The sequence below is a fragment of the Acidovorax sp. SUPP3434 genome (genome assembly GCF_030159015.1).
Taxonomy (GTDB): Bacteria; Pseudomonadota; Gammaproteobacteria; order Burkholderiales; family Burkholderiaceae_C; genus Paracidovorax.
Genome location: NZ_BQXL01000008.1, coordinates 86,382 through 103,994, shown reverse-complemented (window position 1 = coordinate 103,994; position 17,613 = coordinate 86,382). Strand labels below are relative to the sequence as shown.

The following is a 17,613-nucleotide window of genomic DNA, read 5'->3' as shown; positions in this document are numbered from 1 at the left end:
GCCTGTCGCAAGAGCGCTGGATCAGTTGCCGGCTTGCTTGACCGACGGCAGCTTCGAAACCAGGCGCAGCGAAACAGTCAGGCCTTCGAGTTGGTAGTGCGGACGCAGGAAGAACTTGGAGGTGTAGTAACCCGGGTTGCCCTCGACCTCTTCCACTTGCACTTCGGCAGCCGCCAGCGGCTTGCGGGCCTTGGTTTCCTGCGACGAGTTGGCTGGATCGCCATCGACGTAATTCATGATCCAGTCGTTCAGCCACAGCTCCATGTCGGAGCGCTCCTTGAACGAGCCGATCTTGTCGCGCACGATGCACTTGAGGTAGTGCGCAAAGCGGCAGCAGGCGAACATGTAAGGCAGGCGCGCGGACAGATTGGCGTTGGCCGTGGCGTCGGCGTCATAGTACTCGGCCGGCTTGTTCAGCGACTGCGCACCGATGAATGCGGCCACATCGGAGTTCTTGCGGTGCACCAGGGGCATGAAGCCGTTCTTGGCGAGCTCCGCTTCGCGGCGGTCGCTGATGGCGATTTCGGTCGGGCACTTCATGTCCACGCCACCATCGTCCGTCGGGAAGGTGTGGGCAGGCAGGTTGTCCACCGCACCGCCGGACTCGACGCCGCGGATGGACGTGCACCAGCCGTAGTACTTGAACGAGCGGTTGATGTTCACGGCCATCGCATAGGCCGAGTTGGCCCAGCAATACTTGCTGTGATCGCCGCTGGCGGTTTCCTCTTCGAAATCGAATTCGTCCACCGGGTTGGTCTTGGCGCCGTAGGGAAGGCGCGCCAGGAAACGCGGCATGGCCAGGCCGATGTACTTCGAATCATCGGACTCGCGCAGGCTGCGCCAGGCGGCGTACTCGGTGTTGGTGAAGATCTTCGTCAGGTCGCGGGGATTGGCCAGTTCCTGCCAGGATTCCATCTGCATCATGGCGGGCGAGGCGCCGGAAATGAAGGGGCAATGCGCCGCGGCGGACACCTTGGCCAGTTCGCCCAGCAATTCCACATCGGTCGGGCTGTGGTCGAAGTGGTAGTCGCCGACCAGGCAGCCGAAGGGCTCGCCACCGAACTGACCGTATTCCTCTTCGTACACCTTCTTGAAGATGGGGCTCTGATCCCAGCCCACTCCCTTGTAGCGCCGCATGTTGCGATGCAGTTCCTTCTTGGAGATGTTCATCACGCGGATCTTGAGCATCTCGTCCACTTCGGTGTTGTGGACCAGATGGTGCAGACCGCGCCATGCGCCTTCCAGTTGCTGGAATTCGCTGTGGTGAATGATCTGGTTCACCTGCTCGGACAGCTTGCGGTCGATTTCCGCAATGATGGCCTGCACCGTTTGATAGGCGTCATCTGACAGCGTCGCGGAGGCCGCCAGGGCCTGCTGCGCCAAGGTCTGTACCGCGGCTTCGACGGCCTCGCGTGCCTGATCGGTCTTGGGCTTGAATTCTTTTTGCAGCAGCGAAGCGAATTCGTTGCCTTCGAGTGTCTGGGCGGCTGGTGCCGCTTCCATTTGGCGTGCGTTCATGGTCGGGTCACTCCTCGCTTATTTCACGTCCGTCGATGGTTCAGCGCTGTCAGCCGGCTTGGGCATGGCGGCGAGCGATTTGAGCAATGCCGGATCCTTCAAGACCTTGCTGATTAATTCTTCGGCCCCTTGCTTGCCGTCCATGTACGACAGCAGGTTGTGCAACTGCGTGCGTGCCTCGAGCATGGAATTGAGCGCACCGACCTTGCGGGCGATGGCCGCGGGGGAAAAATCCTCCATGCTGTCGAACGTGAGTTCGATGTGCAGGCGACCATCGCCGGTCAGGGTATTGGGCACGTTGAAAGAGACGCGGGGCTTGATGGACTTCATCCGCGCATCGAAATTATCGATGTCGATTTCCAGGAATTTGCGGTCGGCAATCTCCGGCAACGCTTCGACAGGCTTGCCGGACAAGTCGGCCATCACGCCCATCACAAACGGGATCTGCACTTTCTTTTCAGAGCCGTAGATTTCCACGTCGTATTCGATCTGGACCCGGGGCGCGCGATTGCGAGCGATGAATTTCTGACCACTCTTGCCCGTTTTGCTCAGTGTCATGATGTAACTTCTCTTTTCCTAGGATTTATAAAACGTGAGCGTAGGGTCTTGTGAAGGCATCGCAATTACAACGACTTCGCAACAACACCAACTTACAAATTCATAACAAAATGGAACACCCATTTGTTTGGGCGCGCCGTCTCACCGTTCTTGGTCGGCTGGATTACTACCCTGCTACTGGAACATACCGCAGAGAGGGTCCGCGGATCCAGGCTCCAACCCATGATTGGAACTTTGGACAGGCTGCAGTATCCGCACTGCGCTCCGTCCCGCAAGTATCTCCAGCCCTTCGCGACTAAATGCTACAAAACGTTTACAGAGGGCTCTTCACCCCAGTGATATTTTCCACTTGGGCCACGCTGTCTGGAGACAGTTCGCGAAGAATGTCCAGAAAATCCAGGCCCATCAGCCGCACGGCCCTTCGGATCAGCAAGGGAGCAGGATTGGTAGGCTCGGTGCGTTCCAGAAATTCAGCAATCTCCATCAGGCGCGACACGGCATCGGACCGCGTGCGCAGCGCAAATCCCTGGTTGGCTGCGACAGCCACAAGCGTTTCAGCAGGTACGGCTCCCGCCTCTTCCACCGTGTCCGACACCGGCGCGGCAGCATCGGCATCCTTGGGAATCAGATCGCGAAGCACGCTGAACACGCCGCGAATCTGCTCCAGATCGGGTCGTTGGTCCGCGTCGAGCCGATCGCGGAAGATGGCTTGCATCGAATCGAAAGCCTCGCTGGCCACGACCCATGCGCGGAGCGTCTCGTTGCCCTGCCGCCAGGCGTCGAACACGGCACCACGCAATTGATCCAGCGACATCTTGATGGTGCCATCGGCTGCCGTGCCGCGCGCCAGGGCCTCCGCATCCCGGACATTGATCGCACCCGCAGCAGACCGCAAGAAATCCTGTTGGCGAAGATCCCGCAGTTGCCCGGTGACGTCGTTCAGCGAAGCCACCGCATTCATCCGCATGAAGTGATCGCCGTCTTCCGGCAGCGGATGGAGGTGATCCCAATGCTGGCTGAACATGGCAGACATCAGCTGCACCCCCTGGGACATGCCGCGAACGCCCTGCGTGTTGGTCAGGGCGTGGGACAGCTTCGCCACCACCCGGATGTCTTTGGTGCGAGACAGGAGCCCCGTGGAGCGCTTTTCCACGTCACGCCAGTCCGGCGGCTCCGCCGGGATCACCGTCTCGCCGAACTGCTGCTCCGGCTTGCCATTCGCGGCGTTTTCCAGGGCAAGAAACTCGGCGTCGTACGTCAGGTCCTCACCGCAAGGTGGGGCATCGCTGGTGGGCGCCAGCAGGGCGTCAAGATCGATCATTCAAATACCTGTCAGTTCGCATCGAAGATGCTCGCTCGGGCTCAATAAAAGAAGAAAGAAGAGCAGCGACATGGCTAGGGGGCCTTTTTGAAAAGCCGAGAGAACAGATGGCCATCGAAGGCACCTCCGTGCTCCACCATTTCGCTGCCCCCAGCCGCATCGGACCACCAGACGCTGCGCGCCTGTTGCGAGCGCAAGATATCGCGCCCGGCGCTCCAGGGCCGGCCATTGACGGTGCCGCCACCGGACGATGGGCTCAGCCCCAGGTCCGCCAGGATGCCCGCCATCGAGGGCGCAGCCGCTGGTGCAGGTGCAGGTGCAGGCTTGTCTGCGTGAAACGGCCATGGCAACGAAGAAAGCCGTGCATCCAGCTCTTCCGCAGGCAGGGCCAGCCTGCGGGCCTCGATGATGGCGTCTCGTGTGCCAGAGAAGAACCGCTCCAGAGTCGGGTCGGATACCAAAGCGCTGGTCCGATCGGTGGCGATGGCCACCGCCGTGATGGGATAGCACCGCCCGATGCGGTCCGCACTCGGGGCCAGCACGCCGCACACCGGCAAGGTCTTCCCGCCCAGGCTGGCAATGAAGAACCACAGCGGCGATTGAATGAAGCCAGGCTCCCATTGCCCCGGGCCCTGCGCGCGCAATTGCTCCAGCCCGCGGCTCAACCAGGCGTCCCATTCGTCACCGATGGCGCGGGGCATCCTGCGTCCCACGAAATCGCCCTGCCCCGGCAGCTTTCCAAACCAGGCGATGCGGGACTGCACTTGCGGCGACGCTTGACTCACAGGTTGCCAGGACACTCGAACTCCTCCATGGCTTTGAGACGGAAAGGATTCAGCACGCTGCCTGTGGTGATTTCGAATCGCAGGCGCCGCCCATCGATATTGAAAGCCGCGATGAAGCGCTCAGGTGCGTTGCCAGGCAGAATCTGCGCCCGGTCGAAGAACCGGTGCAATGCCCAAGGTCCTTCGGTGACCAAGCCGGTGTTTTCGGCCCCCGATCCGGTCAACTGCAGCCGGACCTGCCCCGTGCCACGGGCACCCGGCCAGTTCACCGACTTCGGAATCTGAGGCCCGTGCTGGTAGCGCAGCACTTCGCCATCGACATCCAGCACCATTTGCGTGATGGCCGCATCCATCTCCAAGGGCTTGATGTCCAGCCGGATCGAGGGGGCCTTCCCGCCGGCCCGGAAGTAGACATCCCGAATGACGGAGGCGCGCTGGAACGAAGCCAGCGCGGCAGAGCCGCCCACGGGCGAACCGTCCACACCCTGCTTGAAGCTCCAGGGGTTGGTGGAAATATCGACCATCGGCTGCAGCGTGGTGCGGAAAAATTCATCCATGGTGCCGCCCACGGAGAACAGGCGGGCGAAGTCATCCGTCGTCACATCGCGGCCTGCGCTGCGCGTGAAGGGATAGCGACCCAGGATCGCGCGCCGGCAAAAGGCGCCGATCGTGGCGTTGAGATTACCGCCCACCGCGGCGCGCACGTCGCGACCCACGAAAGCCGAAGTGGCTCCCGCCAGATCTTCGTACATGACGTTGAGAGGGGGCGGCACGCGCTTGGCTTCCGTGCGTACCCGCTCCAGCGTGGCGGACAGCGAAGGCGGAACTGTGCCACCGGCACTGACCTGCTGCCGCGCCGATGCGATCACCGCCGCCGCCTCGTTCAGCACCTGCAGGCTCGCAGTCATGGGAGAAGGGCCCGAACCGTTCGAGGTGGCCAGCCGCCGATACTCGCGGAAGCGGAAATCGACCAGATCCGCCTCCAGCGTACCGCTGGAGGTCAGCCCCGCCACATTCACCTGCTTGCCGGTCAGGCGGCTCAACTGCTCCTGCTCTTCCTTGATGCGGTTGATTTTCTCGCCCAGCCAACTGCTGGTTCCGCCCCCAGCGGAAGGGCGCTGGCCGAGGGTGGTTTCCTTCGCGACGGCGCGAATGAACTGCTCCAAGCTGGAATTGGCGGCAGAGTAAAGGCGAGCCTGCTCGCCCGCCTGATCCAGAGAGGCGATGCGCACCGGGCGCACATCGGCCAGGAAGTCCTCCCAGAGCTTCGCGTACTCCATCAGATAAAGCCGCTTGACCTCGAGCGCCAGCTGACCAGTCAGCACTTCGTTGGCCGTACTGCGCCGCCCATCGGCCTTGCCCAGCACCCAGCTTTCCTCCTGGGACAGCAACGCCGTGACCTTGGGCAGTTCCTGTGCGAACGCCCCGTAGTACCCGTCATAGGTGAACAGGCCGGAAATGCCCTGGGTCAGCGGACGGCCACTGCGGCGGGAGAACACCTGTGGCGCCTCGGGACCGCTGGCGCGAACCACCGTGAATTCGGGCGGCAACGAATTGCCCGTGAGCAGCAATTGCTTGAGCCGGCTGTAGGCCCGTTGTGCCGGCGACATCTGGGCCAGCCGCTGGCGCACTTCGGCCACCAGCTGCTGATCCATCGGCACCGGGGCCACCAGCGCGCGGTCTTCCATCAGATTGTCGAGGTGATGCGCGAGCTGGTTGACGACGCCGGATTGCACCAAACCAGGCGGAAGAGACGTTTCCCAATCGTTGACCATCCATGCACGGATGGCCTTGGCATTGAAGCGCTCAGGCTCGTACAGCATCAGGTAGACCTTCAGCGCTTCGAAGCTCGCCTCCGGGTTGCTCGTGGACGTCTGCTGCAGCGACCGGCGCAAATGCCGGGACAGGCGCGGCAGCCAGGCATCTTCGAGCAGGCGCATGTAGGTGGCATCCGCAGCCGTCTGGACCTTGGGCACCTGCAGCAAGCCCTGGCGCCAGCTCAACGGGGCGGAGTCGCCCTCGTAGCGTTGGCTCACGGCCAGGGACTCCGCATTGTTCAACAGCGGCAGCAAGCTCACCATGTCTTCGGGGTCGGCATCGCGGGCATCGTTGACCGCCTGCTTGAGCGCGGGAACCCGGTCTTTCACTTCTCCGATGTAGGCCACGTTGTTGTCGTGGCTGACGGTCCAGGCGACGGTCACACCGACCAGGGCCAGAACCAGGGCAATGAGCCCTCCTGCCTGGGCAAGGCGCAACTGCCGTTCTTTCTTGGCATTGCGGCCAGTCAAGCCCGCTTCATTGAACATCACGCCTTTGAGCAGCGTTTCAATGAAATAGCTCTTGCCACTTTTGGCGCCCACCGAAGCCCCTGCGGGGGAAGGAACCGCGAACCGGCGCGAGAGTGCCGACAGCACCCGGTCGAACGGCATGCCCTCTTGCGTTCCGCTGGTGAAATACACGCCCCGGAAAAGCGGCTTTTCCTTGAACCGGGACGATGCGAAGATGGTGGAAAGCGTTTCCTGCAACACATCGCGCAAACCGACAAACTGCTGCGGCAAGCCATAGATCAAGCCCCGGCGCGCCAGATCGGGCTCGGAGAGCAGGCGCTGCGGCAACAGGCGATTGATCTGCCCTGCCAACTCGTCGAATTCAGCGCGGAAGCGGGCTGCCGGCTCCTCTTGCACACCCCCTTCGTTGTATGGGCTGGTGAACCCCCAGACCTGGGCCCGCTCCTCACGGTTCATGTTGCCGAAGAATTCGTTGAACCCGGCCAGCAAGTCGGTCTTGGTGACCAGCACATACACGGGGAACTTGATCGCAAGCTCTTCGCATAGTTCGCCCAGGCGCATGCCAATCAGCCGCGCCAGGCGTTCACGCTCCGCGTCGGTGCTGCTCAGCAACTCCTGAACACTCAACGTGACCAGCACGCCATTGACAGGCTGCCGCCCCCGGAATCGGCGCAGCAAGGACAAGAATCCGCCCCAGGCGGCCTTGTCTTGGGTCTCATCGCTTTCCTGGGTCGTGTAACGTCCTGCGGTGTCCAGAAGCACCGCCTGATCGGTGAACCACCAGTCGCAATTGCGCGTGCCACCCACGCCTCGAATCGAAGCCTTTCCGAACTGCGCCTCCAGCGGAAAATCCAGACCGGAATTGACCAGCGCCGTGGTCTTGCCCGAGCCGGGCGAGCCGATGATCAGATACCAGGGCAACTGGTAGATGTAGCGGCGATTCAGCCGTCCGAACCAGCCTTGTTCCGTTTGTCCAAAGCGCGTCTTGCTCAAAACGCTGATCGCTTCCTTGAAGCGGGTTTCGAGTTCGGCAACTTCTTCTTCCCCTGGACCGGCTTTTTCAGCCGGCCGGTCACCCGTGCCGAAACGGGCCAGTTGGGACAGCAGGCGAGCGTTCATCTGCTTCGCTCGCCACCATTGAACCAAGAGCTTCAAGAACCAGAACGCGAAGATCGCAAAGATCAACCATCCACGGACCTGAGGGCTTTCCAGGGGTTGGTAAGGCTTGATGTAGATCAGCGGTCCGATGAACCAGATGACCAAGCTCAAGAGCACCAGTCCCAGCAGGACCAGCGTGAACCGGTTGAACAGGAAATCGAATATCTTGCGGAACATGCTTATTTTTGATTGGTGGCGCCGCCCCGGGGATTGGCACCCGGGGTGATCTGCAGCTCGCTGTCACGGGTCTGCGGGGCAACATGCAAAACGATCTCCACGCGGCGATTGAGCGCCCTGCCTTCCGGTGTGGTGTTGGGCGCCACCGGATCGCTTTCTGCGCGGCCTTCGGCATGCAACCGGCGCCCATCGGAGACGCTCTTCGTCAGCATGGTGGTGACGGCCTGCGCACGCTCCTGGGACAAATGCCAGTTGGAAGGAAACCGAGCGGTGCGAATGGGAGAGTTGTCGGTGTAACCATTGACCACCACTTTCCCGGACACCTCGTTCAACGCGGCGGCAATGCGCTCGATCACGCCGACATACCGAGGCTTCACCACCGTGGCACCGGCATCGAACAACCCATCGCCGCGCAGGATGATGATGCTTCGGTCGGCCAGGTCGTTCACCTCCACCAGGCCCTCTCGAATTTCGGGCTCCAGGAACTGGCGCAATCTGGGCTTGGGCGCAGCGGCGATGACGGCAGGGGCCTGCGGAAGGCGAATGCCGTTGATCGAAGCGAACAGATCGTCGGACCGCGATGCCAAGCGGTAGTTGAACCAGAGGAAGATCAAAAACGCGATCAGCAAGGCCAGTGCGGCAGCCACCCAAAAGGGAATCAAGGTCCACGGCGGCACCGCCGCGCGCTGAACGCCACGCCAATGCAGCGACAAGGCACCGCTGCGGTCCCCCCTCGCCCCTTCGATGACTTGAAGCAGACGGGCCTTGAGGCTCTCCAACTGGCTCTTGCCGTTTTCGACGACGTGGTACCGGCCTTCGAAACCCAGCATCAGGCAGAAATACATCAACTCGATGAGGTCGATGTGCTGGTTGGGCGTTTGCACCAGCTTGGAGAGCAACTGGAAAAACTTCTCACCGCCCCAGGTTTCGTTGTGCAACGCGACCAGCAGGCTGTACTTGGGCCAGACACCCGAGCCACCCCAAGGGGTCTGCGCCGCCGCTTCGTCGATCGCTGTGCAGATGCAATACCGGGCGCCGATGATGGTCTCCATCGGCACGCCGGTGTTGCCGGCCCGGCTTTCGAACTGCCGGATGTTTTCCAACAGAAACTGCTGAAATCCGCCAGGGTCGCCATTGGTGGCCATGGCCCGGATCTGAGGGATCAGATTCAGCAGCGTGTTGGAGGCAGCCACGAGGGGGTTGCCCCCGCTGACGACATCCGGAAGCGCCGTTTCGCGCACCGCGCCGCCAGAGGCTTGGGGTGCCGAGGCCCCAGCCCGAGGCGCGGCAGTTCCGGTGCCGGTATCGAAGGCAAATACATTGCCAGAGGTTTGAATGGACATATCGGTTCTTAACGGCGAATGGCCCACATCTCAAGCTGCAGTTCAGGAAACTCGCCGGAGACGTGCAAGGCCAAGCCGCCGGAGTTTTGAAGTTGGCGCCACAGGTCGTGCGCCGTATCCAACTCGAAATACGAGTACCCGGCGTGGTAGGGAATTTCGCGGGGAGCGACCGGCAGGGACCGCAGAGTGACGCCAGGCAAATGCAGATTGACCAAGTCCCGAATGCGCTCCACCGGGCCCAGTTTGATCTGGGTCGGAAAGTGCGCCCGCAGAAACTCCACCGTCGCCTGCGAATGCACCGCCAACACGAAGTCGCAGCTGGTCAAGAGCTCGGTGCTGGGGATCAGTGCAACATGCACGCCATACTGGCGTTCCTGCAGTTCGATCTGGATGGCGTTTTGCTCCAGCACCGAAGACAGGCCACGCCGCAGCTCCAGCATCAATGGCAGGAAAGAGCTTCGCAAATCGTCATGGTCATAGGCAGGCATGGGCGCAGGACGCCGCTGGTCGCGCGTGAAAGTGGCCAGTTCGCCCGCCATTTTGAGAAGGTCATCGAACAGCCGCTCCGGATGGATGGCGCGGATCCGAACCCAGTGTTCCACCGCCGGCTCCCAGCGGTTCAGGAACTGCAGCATCAGGAAGTCGCCGACCTCCCCCACGCCGCCGCGACCCGGCTGAGTCAAGCGCTCTTCCAACGCAGCGCCACGCTGGCGCAGCAGGCCAAACAGCTCACGGCAGAACACTGAGAGGTTGGACATGTCGGCATTGGTGACGACCGTGGGTATGAAGGTGGGGTCCAACAGCAGCGAGCCATCTGCGCGGCGCTCCACCACCTGCACCAACGGCAGACTGACCCAGCCATCGGCAATGTCCTGCGATGCACGCAGTGCGAGCTTGATCTGTCCGACCTGCACCTCGGCCGCCTGCGCGCCGACGTCGTTGGAATCCGCCACTTCGATCACTTCTGCGGCATAGCGCACGAGCGCGCTCGGCTCTGACCCCAGGGACACCTCAGCAGCCATGCGCCGGCGCATCGGCAAAGCCAGGTGAATGACCGTGTCTTTGACGTCTTTGCCGATGCTCAACGCGGGCGGGGGCTCGTCATGATGGGGAAAGCTGAAAGGCGTGCCGTCCGGCAACACCCCTTCGGCAGAGATCAAGCCGATCTTGCCCAGCGCGAGAAGCTCCGTATCCAGGACGAGGCTCGAAAATCCCCAGAAGAAGAACTGCGTGGGCAGCGTGCGTGCCTGCACCAGAAAATCGGTGAATCGATCTTGCTGCTGAAAATGCTGAGGGCGCAAGAACATGCCCTCCGCCCATACGACCTTGCGCTGCCAGACCATGATAGTTACTGCGTTTTTTCTTGGATTTGAACTTTGACAGCGTCCTGGGAGACGGTGACCAGATAGCGCACGGGCTTCAGGCGTTCGGTCTCACCCAGTCCCCACCAGCGCCGGCGCATCTCCACCGAATTGGGTGCCGGCGCAGTGGCGCGCCAGGTGCTTTTCTCCAGATCACGGTAGCCCGCGAAAAAAGCAAAGGCACGGACCTCGGCACTTCCCTTGCGCTCGAAGACCCGCCGCTCTCCAGGTACCACCAGAAACTCTTCGCGACGCACGAAGTCGCTTGCCAGCTGCGCTTCATCCTTTTCTTGCAGGTCCAGAAAACTGGCCTTGTCGAACGCCGCTGTGGCACGCAATTCGTACATCCGAAGCAAGATAGGCTTGGGAGCGCCATGCACATCGGGATTGAGCTTGGCATCGGCGACCACTTCGAAAATGGCCGGCGGAACGGCAGTAGGGGCTTCCTGGGGGCGATTCATCGAACTGATGACACCGCATCCGGCAAGGCCCAGTACACCGACACCCACGGCCCCTCCGAGCAAAGCACGGCGCAATCCATAAACCCGATCAAGCATCGTCGATTCCTTTGTTGGTAGAACTGTTTTCACAGCCCGTCTTCACTGGGTGACACCCAAATGGCGAATGCGCTGAAGTTGTCCTGATGCGGCTTCCCCTGCGCACGCAGCGTGGCCTCCATGTGCTCCAGCCAATCTTCCGGGTTCTGGCTGAGCCGCAATGCCTCTTCCATATCGTCTTCATGAATGCCTTCCCAAAGCCCATCCGAGCACAGCAGGAAGGCATCTCCTGCAACCAGATCGACGGCCTTGGAAAGCACCGTGGGAGGAATCTGCGACTCGGCCCCGATGGCGCCCGCAAGAACGCTCCGGTTCGGAAGATCCCGAGGGTCCTCGTTGCGATAGACCCCCGCGTGCAGCAGCTGTTGCACCACGCTGTGGTCTTCCGTCATGCGATGCACTCGCTGGTCCCTGAACCAATACAGGCGTGAATCGCCCCAATGCGCCCAGAGCGCACGGCCTTTGGCCAAGTCCAGGCACAGCAGGACCACCGTGGCACTCATGTGTCGGCGGGAAACCGACAACGGTTGCTCCACCGCGACCGTATGCTCGGCCAGCGAAATCAACGAGGCCAGGCCTGCGGGCGCGAACAGCGGGTTGTGGCGAAAGCCATCCAGAACCGCGTTGACCGTCAGCCGCGCAGCCAATCCGCCGTGGCCGTGGCCGCCAGCCCCATCGGCCAATGCGCAGCAAAACCCGCGGCCTCCCACATCCACCATTCCCAGGAAATCGTCATTGGTCGCGCGCGAGCCCCTGTCCGAGAGCGACGCTGCGGTGAGACGGAACCGATACTGATCGCCAACAACATGTGCAATCACAACTTGGCCTTTGCAGCGGCTTCCGCGTTCTCATAGGCTTCCAGGAAAGCCTGGCCAGAAAAGGCGGTGAGATCGTCCTCCGCATCCCGGCGGATGGCATCGAAGTTTTTCTTGTATTCGTCCCACAAAGCCGCCTTGCGGCCGATGGAGGAAACCTTTCCAAGCATCCCGCCGATGGAAGCAGCCTGCTTTTCCAGCTCGACCGGATCAAAGCGCGCCAGCGCCTCGGCATAGGCCGCCCGAATACCGGCCATCAATGCCAACTGGTGCACACACAGGTCCTGGTAGGCGTCCTTCATGGCCGGAACTGGCTGCATGAACCCCGGAAAATTCTGCCCGATCATCTGCATGATGACGCCATCCGGTGTTGGCAAGAACTTCAGCGGGTTGTTGGCACCGGAGGCGATCACCGTGACGCCCGCGCGAAACTCCCGCTTGATCTCGGAGCGGGCTGCCAGCAAGTCAATGGTTCCCTGCACCGCGACACGGAACGCCTCGCCAAAAGATCGCATGAACTCCGGCGTGAGCGTGGGCTCCAGTTTCTTCGGCAACACCCCGGCGCCGTCCAGAAAAGCGGTGACCAACGCGCTCAACTCCGCGGGAGGCATGGCCGCCAGTCCTGGCAAGGTAGCCGGTGCAGGAAAGTCGGAAGAAGGCGAGAGTGCAGGTGCAGGTGCAGGTGCAGGTGCAGGTGCAGGTGCAGGTGCAGGTGCAGGCAAATTGGATGGCGGAAGCGGCTCCACAAGTGCCGCAAAGGACATGATTTCGTCCCGGTGTTGCCCTGGCCGATCTTCCAAGAAGGCCGGCGGGACTGCACCTTTTTCCAAGACTGGCGACACCGGCTCGATGGGAGTCAGCCAATCGGAATCCGCTGCAGGCAGTCCACCTCCGAAGCTGTCCAGGTTCAGCCCTTCCACCTTGCGAAGGCCTGGCAAAGGCGCTACCACAGGCTCGTTCGGTACCGGTATCGCCAGATCGACAGGCGCGACCTTGGCCTTCGTGGAGGACACCGCCGCATCGACGCTGATGGCCTCGATTCCCAACGCCCCCACAGGAAGACGCTCGTCCATACCGCTTCCAGCAATCGCGCTCTTCGGCATGCTGAAAGCCTGCGATAGATCACATCCAGGCACTGCGAGTGAATTGTCTTGAAGGGCTGGCGTTTCGCGGTCCTGCTGGAACAGACGCAACGGGTCCAACTCGTTGCGGGGTTCAAGCGCCTTGGGCAGGCCTGTATGGGCAGGATTGTCCATCTGATGCTCGAAGCGTCCGGAGACCGGCAACGCTTTCAGCAACTCGTCATGGCGAAGATTGGCGACGTCCGTCAGACTCTTCGTCTGCAAGCCTCCGGCCCAAGGGTCGCCCTTTTGCGCCTGCTTCTTCGGGTCCTGTGCAAACAGATCGAAATCGTCCGGGATGACCAGTGCACGATGCGCAACTGCTGGCGCGCTCCGAGGCAATGGGGTGTCGTCCCATCCGGAAGGCAGCGGCGCAGTGGCAACCCCGGCGGTCGGAGATAGGTCTGCCGGCACCAGAGGCACTTGCAAACCGGCATCCCGGGAGGCATTGGAGACCAGAGGCTCGGCTTCCACACCTGAAGGCAGCTCGGCAGTGGCCGCCTCTTCTTGCGGCATCGCCATAAACGCAGGCACGGCCGGCCGTTCTGCGTCGGCGGATGCATCGATGGGATTTGAAGCCAGGCCCAGGATGGCAAAAGGATTGCTGTCGCCCGCATCAGCCGGGGCTTGCAACTCCTCCAGGAGGCCGCTTGCAGGCGCCTGCGGAGCGGCAGCGGGGACCTGCAGGGGTACCACCGGCGCAACGTCTGCTTTGACGGCTGGCGCGAGAGCTGGCGCCGCTGGTGCAGGCAAGGCCTGCCCTGGCAGCAACGCGTACAAGCGATAAGGGCCGATGACCACTTCATCACCGATCGCCAGCGGCACCTCTTCGCCAGAGCGTACCTCTTGTCCAGCCACAGTGATGGAGCGGCGCTCGCACAGGTTGGCGATGAAAGCCGCCTCGGACTCCATGCGGACCATCGCATGCACGCGGGCCACACTGGCATCGGAGTCGGGCAGCACCAACTTGTTCTGCCCTCCTCGGCCGATGGTGCCTCCGGCAACGCCGAAAACTGCAGACCAAGTCCGATCCACTGCAAGATCGGCCTGTTGAACGACTCTGAGTTCGACTTTATCCATGGACGGTGCCTGACTGATCCGCTTTGCTTAAGGGGCTTTTCGATTGCTGCGCTGCTTTGCACGGGCTGCCGCAGCGCGCGCCGCATTGAACTCCCGGCCCCAAACGGGGTGCCCCTTTTCCGCCTCGGTCAGCTGAAAGGTGGGATCTTGTTCGAGCGCCAGATCGAAATGCTGACGGCATTGCCTGAGCCTGCCCATCGCACAGTGGCTGAAAGCGATGAACTTGAGCACTTTCACCTGGGAGGCCAGTGGCAGTTCAGGAGCGCCAATCAAAGGGGTCAACGCAGCAATCGCATCGTCGTAACGACCATCTGCGTACACATCCAAAGCACGCGCCAGCGCTTGTTCCTTGGCTGCCACCGGATCTTGCTTGGCAGGTTCAGGCACGGCAGGCTGCTGCGTTGCGGCATCCGCTCCCGGCGTCGCCGCACCCTGAGGGGGCGTCTGGCAGGCAGTCAGCAACAGGCCGAGCATGCACTGGCCAACAATCAAAGGAAATCTGTATTTCATGCTACCTCGCATCAAAATCATGTTCGATGGTGAACGTTTCACCATCGATGACCGTGATCACTTTCTTAACGGTTTCAAAGCCTGGATTAGACAACTCCAGCGAATGGGAGCCAGCCGGCAACTTCAACTGTGTCAATGGAGGACTCACCCCCATCGCCTTGCCATCGACTTGCACTTGGCCCCAGGGCGACAGCCGAATGCGGACATTGAATGCGGCGTCTTTCTCTGCGGTCTTGAACAGCGAGCTGACCGGCACGGAATTCGATGTCTGAGCGGCAGTCACCCGGGATGCGGGAATCGCGGCTGCGGCGACCGCATCCGCGGCACGGGCAGTGCCGGGTGTTGTCCCAGGGTCTGCAGAGGCATCCAGCACCGGTTTATCGCAGCGGGTGGCCCATCGTGCCTGCGAACGGAAATAAGCGCTGCGCCAGGGCGTGTTGTTGAGTTCATAACCATCGATCTTGAAGGAAGGGCGTACTGCGAACGCCGCGTCGAATTCCGATTCGCAGCGCTTGCCCTCTCCGTTCGTGCAATAGATGAATGCCAAATACTTATGCGCTGACGCGCGCTCCTGTCCATCCGGAAGGCCGGCAAACAAGGCCGATTGAAACGCCCGCTCGGCGGTCTGAAAGTCTTTGGCGTCAAACAGCGCAATGCCTTGACCCAGATATTGCCGACCGGTGTTGATCGGGGACGTTTCAGCCCTGCTTGGTGCAGCCTTTTCGTCGCAATCTGCAGCGGCGTGGAGCAACGGCGCGTGAATCATCGCCACCAGATAAGCAACGCGTCCAAGCGCAATGAATGGCCTGAAATGCATCATTCGAACTTGTGCGTTAAAACGACCGACTCGCCCTTTTTCACCAACACCATCTGTGTCACGGTGGGTGCCACCGGGTTGGAGATATCGATGCGGTGAAGTCCCTCGGACAGGGTCAACTGGGTCAATGGTGGAGTCGTTCCTGCGGGAACCCTGTCGACGGACACGTTCCCCCATGGCATGACGCGCAAAATAATCTTGCCTTTGTTCTCGGCATCTGCCGTGCGGGTAGCCTGCGCAGGCACACGCGCCGCCTCTTCAGGCGTGGGCAGAGCACTCGGCGCTGCCGGGGCCGAAGCCGCCGGCGTCGGCACGGATGCGGGAGGCACCTTCGCGGGCGCAACATCCGCCACCACCATGGGTGCCGATGCGGCGACCACGGGCGCCGAAGCCGGGGCCTGCTGCGCCACGGGAGCGGAGGCCGGCGCCACGGCCGACGTCAGCGCAGCGATTCGTTCTTCGGCTTCAGCACGGTGCGCACCATTGGGAAAAAGACTCAAATAAGTCCGCAACGAATCGGGCGTATTGATGCGGGCGGCCAGCATCCACTGGTCCGATTCCTGGGCATCCTGGGCCACGGCCGCCGTCTTTGCGGCGTCGTCACCGCTGGTGATCCACCATGCGCCGCCTGCCACAACAACCAACGCAGCGAAGCCCAATGCAGGAATCAGCCACACGGGGCGCTTGGTGGGCGGTGTGTGCCCGGAACCTTGCTGGCTGGTTGCAAGCTTGGTTTTCCGGGAATGCGCTTTCGCAGATGACTCTGCAGAGGGCGATGGCGGCGCATGCACCGGCGCACTGGCAGCCTTGGAGGGCCGAACTTCGGTGGATGGGCGGTGCTGGTGCGTGGTATCCAAGCCGGATACAACGGGGGCATGTGCCTCGCTGGGCACGGCGCCATGCCGCGCATCGGGGTGCGGAGCGACCGGCGCAACGGCCTCTGCAGGAGGCTGCGGTGCAGTAAATGCCGCCGGAGCCGCGACCGCCGATGGGACGTGCACGGGCGCATCCATCGAAGGATCACTTTCCTCGGCCGCGCTGAGACCCATCAAACCGGAGCTGGGCCACGACAAGGTGACCGCCTTCAAACCCAGGAGGTGCCGCAGATCGCCGATGGACTGCGGGCGGTCCTGGGGTTTGATCGCCAAAGCGTGGTGCACGCCACTGAGGAATCTGGCACTGAAACCTGGACAGTTTTCAGGCACGAGGGTGGACACCGGATCGTTGATCATCCGAGCCACCGACGTCGCGGGCGGGCGACCGGTGATCGAGAGATAAAGCAACGCTCCCAACTGGTAGATGTCCGTCCAGGCGCCTTGCGGCATGGCGCCGTCATCAACGTACTGTTCGATGGGCGCAAAGCCCGGCTTCAAGACCATGGTCAGGGCCTGGGTCATGTCCCCGATGATTCGACGCGCTGCACCGAAATCCAGCAGCACCGGCATGCCGGAAGATTGCAGGAAGATGTTGTCCGGCGCGATGTCCCGGTGATAGCAGTCCGCAGCGTGCAACATCTCCAGCACATCGAGGATGGGGGCGATAATGGTCGACAGCCATTGTTCGTCCATGGCCTTCGGCTGCTGGTTCAAAAACGTCCGGAAAGTCTGGCCTTCGTAATACTGCATGACCATATATGCAGTACCGTTCGCCTCAAAGAAGCGATAGACATGCACCAGCGCAGGATGCGAGAACTTCGCCAACAGACGCGCTTCGTTGATGAAACTGCGCAGCCCCGCATCGAAAGCACCGCGGTGCTGGGAGCGGACGTGGATCTGATTGGACTCCTTGCGGCCCGCCAACGTCGATGGCATGTACTCCTTGATCGCCACGATGCGATCAAGACTCAAGTCTCTGGCCCGGTAGACGATGCCAAAGCCGCCCTCTCCAATGACATCGCTCAGTCGGTATTCACCAACCTGGACACCGGGAGCCAGGCAGTTCGCCGAACCACTTATTTCCTTGTGCATGTTTTCACGCTTTTGCGCATCTATGTCGTGGAAGTTGAAGAACGAATCAAGTCAACTCTGAGTGCCCTGCGCACCGAGCCCCAAGGCAGAGATGAAAAGCAGGGGCACTTGCCGCCAAACAGGCCAAGCGGGATTGTGGACGGGGTTCCTGCACGCACGACCCGGGCCTAGCCCTGGCGTGCTGCCGCAGCATCATAGAACAGCGATAGGCCCGGGACGCTGTAGACCCCTCAGATC

13 protein-coding genes are annotated in these 17,613 nt (G+C 61.7%); all 13 read right to left on the bottom strand.

What is annotated here, in order from left to right; translation table 11 throughout:
* Window positions 1-21: 21 nt before the first annotated feature.
* On the bottom strand, window positions 22-1,518 hold the full coding sequence (gene tssC / locus AVKW3434_RS14225; protein ID WP_272563858.1) for a type VI secretion system contractile sheath large subunit: 1,497 nt from the start codon (window positions 1,516-1,518) through the stop codon (window positions 22-24).
* Between the two features lie 18 nt (window positions 1,519-1,536).
* The gene (gene tssB, locus AVKW3434_RS14220) at window positions 1,537-2,076 is read right to left on the bottom strand and encodes a type VI secretion system contractile sheath small subunit (protein WP_272563859.1); all 540 of its coding nucleotides are present in this window, start codon (window positions 2,074-2,076) and stop codon (window positions 1,537-1,539) included.
* A gap of 313 nt (window positions 2,077-2,389) precedes the next feature.
* Entirely contained in the window at window positions 2,390-3,397 is a 1,008-nt protein-coding gene (gene tssA, locus AVKW3434_RS14215; RefSeq protein ID WP_284406368.1) for a type VI secretion system protein TssA, read from the bottom strand.
* A gap of 74 nt (window positions 3,398-3,471) precedes the next feature.
* The gene (gene tagF / locus AVKW3434_RS14210) at window positions 3,472-4,197 is read right to left on the bottom strand and encodes a type VI secretion system-associated protein TagF (RefSeq protein WP_284406367.1); all 726 of its coding nucleotides are present in this window, start codon (window positions 4,195-4,197) and stop codon (window positions 3,472-3,474) included.
* Window positions 4,179-7,805 (bottom strand): type VI secretion system membrane subunit TssM, encoded by a 3,627-nt coding sequence (tssM, locus tag AVKW3434_RS14205; protein ID WP_284402172.1) that lies wholly within the window; start codon window positions 7,803-7,805, stop codon window positions 4,179-4,181. Before tssM ends, tagF begins: the two co-directional genes overlap by 19 nt.
* Before the next feature lie 2 nt (window positions 7,806-7,807).
* Window positions 7,808-9,148, bottom strand: a complete 1,341-nt coding sequence (locus AVKW3434_RS14200) for a DotU family type VI secretion system protein (protein WP_284402174.1) — start codon at window positions 9,146-9,148, stop codon at window positions 7,808-7,810.
* Window positions 9,149-9,156: 8 nt separating this feature from the next.
* On the bottom strand, window positions 9,157-10,491 hold the full coding sequence (tssK, locus tag AVKW3434_RS14195; RefSeq protein ID WP_284406365.1) for a type VI secretion system baseplate subunit TssK: 1,335 nt from the start codon (window positions 10,489-10,491) through the stop codon (window positions 9,157-9,159).
* Window positions 10,492-10,496: 5 nt separating this feature from the next.
* Window positions 10,497-11,066 carry a type VI secretion system lipoprotein TssJ gene (gene tssJ / locus AVKW3434_RS14190; protein WP_284402179.1) on the bottom strand — a complete coding sequence of 190 codons (570 nt, stop codon included), beginning with the start codon at window positions 11,064-11,066 and terminating at the stop codon, window positions 10,497-10,499.
* A 29-nt stretch (window positions 11,067-11,095) separates the two neighbouring features.
* Window positions 11,096-11,884 (bottom strand): PP2C family protein-serine/threonine phosphatase, encoded by a 789-nt coding sequence (locus AVKW3434_RS14185; protein WP_272563866.1) that lies wholly within the window; start codon window positions 11,882-11,884, stop codon window positions 11,096-11,098.
* On the bottom strand, window positions 11,881-14,082 hold the full coding sequence (tagH, locus tag AVKW3434_RS14180) for a type VI secretion system-associated FHA domain protein TagH (RefSeq protein ID WP_284406364.1): 2,202 nt from the start codon (window positions 14,080-14,082) through the stop codon (window positions 11,881-11,883). Before tagH ends, AVKW3434_RS14185 begins: the two co-directional genes overlap by 4 nt.
* A gap of 27 nt (window positions 14,083-14,109) precedes the next feature.
* Complete coding sequence (locus AVKW3434_RS14175) at window positions 14,110-14,592, bottom strand: TssQ family T6SS-associated lipoprotein (RefSeq protein ID WP_284406363.1); 483 nt, start codon at window positions 14,590-14,592, stop codon at window positions 14,110-14,112.
* 1 nt (window position 14,593) lies between these two features.
* Window positions 14,594-15,412: a PEGA domain-containing protein gene (locus AVKW3434_RS14170; RefSeq protein WP_284406362.1), complete on the bottom strand. Its 819-nt coding sequence runs from the start codon at window positions 15,410-15,412 to the stop codon at window positions 14,594-14,596.
* A complete protein-coding gene (locus AVKW3434_RS14165) occupies window positions 15,409-17,376 on the bottom strand; it encodes a serine/threonine protein kinase (protein WP_284406361.1) in 1,968 nt (655 codons plus the stop codon). Before AVKW3434_RS14165 ends, AVKW3434_RS14170 begins: the two co-directional genes overlap by 4 nt.
* Window positions 17,377-17,613: the final 237 nt, after the last annotated feature.

Coding starts and splice junctions, on each gene's coding strand:
- tssC (WP_272563858.1), bottom strand. CDS start 1,518: ATGAACGCACGCCAAATGGAAGCGGCACCAGCCGCCCAGACACTCGAA.
- tssB (WP_272563859.1), bottom strand. CDS start 2,076: ATGACACTGAGCAAAACGGGCAAGAGTGGTCAGAAATTCATCGCTCGC.
- tssA (WP_284406368.1), bottom strand. CDS start 3,397: ATGATCGATCTTGACGCCCTGCTGGCGCCCACCAGCGATGCCCCACCT.
- tssM (WP_284402172.1), bottom strand. CDS start 7,805: ATGTTCCGCAAGATATTCGATTTCCTGTTCAACCGGTTCACGCTGGTC.
- AVKW3434_RS14200 (WP_284402174.1), bottom strand. CDS start 9,148: ATGTCCATTCAAACCTCTGGCAATGTATTTGCCTTCGATACCGGCACC.
- tssK (WP_284406365.1), bottom strand. CDS start 10,491: ATGGTCTGGCAGCGCAAGGTCGTATGGGCGGAGGGCATGTTCTTGCGC.
- tssJ (WP_284402179.1), bottom strand. CDS start 11,066: ATGCTTGATCGGGTTTATGGATTGCGCCGTGCTTTGCTCGGAGGGGCC.
- tagH (WP_284406364.1), bottom strand. CDS start 14,082: ATGGATAAAGTCGAACTCAGAGTCGTTCAACAGGCCGATCTTGCAGTG.
- AVKW3434_RS14175 (WP_284406363.1), bottom strand. CDS start 14,592: ATGAAATACAGATTTCCTTTGATTGTTGGCCAGTGCATGCTCGGCCTG.
- AVKW3434_RS14170 (WP_284406362.1), bottom strand. CDS start 15,412: ATGATGCATTTCAGGCCATTCATTGCGCTTGGACGCGTTGCTTATCTG.
- AVKW3434_RS14165 (WP_284406361.1), bottom strand. CDS start 17,376: ATGCACAAGGAAATAAGTGGTTCGGCGAACTGCCTGGCTCCCGGTGTC.